We start from the raw sequence: 3,175 nt of genomic DNA on the forward strand, positions 1-3,175 counted from the left end.
AACAGGTTGCGAAACGTGCCAATGAGCAGGAAAAACAGGCGGCATGAAGGGGTCGTCTCAGAAAACGGAAAATAAAGCACGCTAAGGCGTAACTACCCTCGGCTACACCGCGTCGGCACCACGCGGCTCTTTCTCCCCTTACAGCGAAGCAATCAGCGGGCAAGAAACGTTCCCTTGCCGCGCATGGCAGGCGAACACAAGTTCGGATAGCACGGTTTCCATGCGCGCCAGGTCGGTCATTTTTTCGCGCACGTCCTGAAGCTTGTGCTCGGCCAGGCTGCTGGCTTCCTCGCAGTGGGTGCCGTCATCCAGCCTCAGCAGCTCTGCGATCTCGTCGAGGCTGAATCCGAGCCGCTGGGCTGATTTCACGAAGCGCACCCGCGTCACATCCGCCTCGCCAGAGAGGCCGAGCGCGGCCGTGAGGCTTGGACGCTAGGGCAGGGCATGAAAAAGCCCGTAGCGGGCTGCTACGGGCGTCTGACGCGGTGGAAAGGGGGAGGGGATGTTGTCTACATGGCTCTGCTGTAGTGAGTGGGTTGCGCTCCGGCAGCGGTCCTGATCAATCGTCACCCTTTCTCGGTCCTTCAACGTTCCTGACAACGAGCCTCCTTTTCGCCAATCCATCGACAATCACCGCGAGTCCCTGCTCGAACGCTGCGTCCGGACCGGCTTCGTCGAAGGCGTCTATCGCGGCCCGCAACAGCGGCGAGAGCGGAGCCTGTTCAACGGTGCCGCCGCGCTCGCCGGCATCGCTGTCGCCGGCCTGCTCCTCAAGCACGGCCCCAACAGTGAAGTAGCTGATTGTCATCAGCGCATTGACGGCGTCCCCGGCCGAAAAACCCGCCTCGCAGAGGAAGCGAAGCTGCGCGTCGGCCGTTTCCATCTGCGGTGCGCCCGGTCGCGTGCCGGCATGGATGCGCGCGCCATCGCGGTAGGCGAGCAGCGCCTGCCTGAAGCTGCGGGCATTCCCGATCAGAAATGAGCGCCAGTCGTCGTCGGCTCTCGGCACCGAATGCGTATGATTCTCCGCCAGCATGGCTTCGGCCAGTGCGTCGAGCAGCGCCCGCTTGTTCCTGAAGTGCCAGTAAAGCGCCGGCTGCTGAACCCCCAACCGTTCCGCCAGTTTGCGTGTCGTCAGACCGTCTACGCCGACCTCGTTCAACAGGTCCAGGGCGGCACGGATCACTGTATTCGGCTGCAACTTTGTCATGCTTGACACTTTATCACTGATAAACATAATATGTCCACCAACTTATCAGTGATAAAGAATCCGCGCGTTCAATCGGACCAGCGGAGGCTGGTCCGGAGGCCAGACGTGAAACCCAACAGACCCCTGATCGTAATTCTGAGCACTGTCGCGCTCGACGCTGTCGGCATCGGCCTGATTATGCCGGTGCTGCCGGGCCTCCTGCGCGATCTGGTTCACTCGAACGACGTCACCGCCCACTATGGCATTCTGCTGGCGCTGTATGCGTTGGTGCAATTTGCCTGCGCACCTGTGCTGGGCGCGCTGTCGGATCGTTTCGGGCGGCGGCCAATCTTGCTCGTCTCGCTGGCCGGCGCCACTGTCGACTACGCCATCATGGCGACAGCGCCTTTCCTTTGGGTTCTCTATATCGGGCGGATCGTGGCCGGCATCACCGGGGCGACTGGGGCGGTAGCCGGCGCTTATATTGCCGATATCACTGATGGCGATGAGCGCGCGCGGCACTTCGGCTTCATGAGCGCCTGTTTCGGGTTCGGGATGGTCGCGGGACCTGTGCTCGGTGGGCTGATGGGCGGTTTCTCCCCCCACGCTCCGTTCTTCGCCGCGGCAGCCTTGAACGGCCTCAATTTCCTGACGGGCTGTTTCCTTTTGCCGGAGTCGCACAAAGGCGAACGCCGGCCGTTACGCCGGGAGGCTCTCAACCCGCTCGCTTCGTTCCGGTGGGCCCGGGGCATGACCGTCGTCGCCGCCCTGATGGCGGTCTTCTTCATCATGCAACTTGTCGGACAGGTGCCGGCCGCGCTTTGGGTCATTTTCGGCGAGGATCGCTTTCACTGGGACGCGACCACGATCGGCATTTCGCTTGCCGCATTTGGCATTCTGCATTCACTCGCCCAGGCAATGATCACCGGCCCTGTAGCCGCCCGGCTCGGCGAAAGGCGGGCACTCATGCTCGGAATGATTGCCGACGGCACAGGCTACATCCTGCTTGCCTTCGCGACACGGGGATGGATGGCGTTCCCGATCATGGTCCTGCTTGCTTCGGGTGGCATCGGAATGCCGGCGCTGCAAACAATGTTGTCCAGGCAGGTGGATGAGGAACGTCAGGGGCAGCTGCAAGGCTCACTGGCGGCGCTCACCAGCCTGACCTCGATCGTCGGACCCCTCCTCTTCACGGCGATCTATGCGGCTTCTATAACAACGTGGAACGGGTGGGCATGGATTGCAGGCGCTGCCCTCTACTTGCTCTGCCTGCCGGCGCTGCGTCGCGGGCTTTGGAGCGGCGCAGGGCAACGAGCCGATCGCTGATCGTGGAAACGATAGGCCTATGCCATGCGGGTCAAGGCGACTTCCGGCAAGCTATACGCGCCCTAGGAGTGCGGTTGGAACGTTGGCCCAGCCAGATACTCCCGATCACGAGCAGGACGCCGATGATTTGAAGCGCACTCAGCGTCTGATCCAAGAACAACCATCCTAGCAACACGGCGGTCCCCGGGCTGAGAAAGCCCAGTAAGGAAACAACTGTAGGTTCGAGTCGCGAGATCCCCCGGAACCAAAGGAAGTAGGTTAAACCCGCTCCGATCAGGCCGAGCCACGCCAGGCCGAGAACATTGGTTCCTGTAGGCATCGGGATTGGCGGATCAAACACTAAAGCTACTGGAACGAGCAGAAGTCCTCCGGCCGCCAGTTGCCAGGCGGTAAAGGTGAGCAGAGGCACGGGAGGTTGCCACTTGCGGGTCAGCACGGTTCCGAACGCCATGGAAACCGCCCCCGCCAGGCCCGCTGCGACGCCGACAGGATCTAGCGCTGCGTTTGGTGTCAACACCAACAGCGCCACGCCCGCAGTTCCGCAAATAGGGGTCGTTTGCGGGAGAGGGCGAAATCCTACGCTAAGGCTTTGGCCAACGATATTCTCCGGTAAGATTGATGTGTTCCCAGGGGATAGGAGAAGTCGCTTGATATCTAGTA

4 protein-coding genes are annotated in these 3,175 nt (G+C 61.6%); 1 reads left to right on the plus strand and 3 read right to left on the minus strand.

The window, feature by feature from the left end; genetic code table 11:
* Positions 1 to 138: 138 nt before the first annotated feature.
* A complete protein-coding gene (locus tag AACR11_RS22525) occupies positions 139 to 387 on the minus strand; it encodes a MerR family DNA-binding protein (protein ID WP_445286033.1) in 249 nt (82 codons plus the stop codon).
* Positions 388 to 559: 172 nt separating this feature from the next.
* The gene (tetR(A), locus tag AACR11_RS22535; RefSeq protein ID WP_000164043.1) at positions 560 to 1,210 is read right to left on the minus strand and encodes a tetracycline resistance transcriptional repressor TetR(A); all 651 of its coding nucleotides are present in this window, start codon (positions 1,208 to 1,210) and stop codon (positions 560 to 562) included.
* Positions 1,211 to 1,315: 105 nt separating this feature from the next.
* Between tetR(A) and tet(A) the strand changes: the two genes are divergently transcribed.
* Positions 1,316 to 2,515, plus strand: coding sequence for a tetracycline efflux MFS transporter Tet(A) (gene tet(A), locus AACR11_RS22540; RefSeq protein ID WP_001973670.1), 1,200 nt, complete (start codon positions 1,316 to 1,318; stop codon positions 2,513 to 2,515).
* Between the two features lie 31 nt (positions 2,516 to 2,546).
* Here the strand turns inward: tet(A) and AACR11_RS22545 are convergent.
* On the minus strand, positions 2,547 to 3,175 hold a 629-nt coding region (locus AACR11_RS22545), incomplete at its 5' end, for a DMT family transporter (RefSeq protein ID WP_223295768.1).

This window comes from Vibrio sp. L85, assembly GCF_963871815.1.
Classification (GTDB): Bacteria; Pseudomonadota; Gammaproteobacteria; order Enterobacterales; family Vibrionaceae; genus Vibrio; species Vibrio harveyi.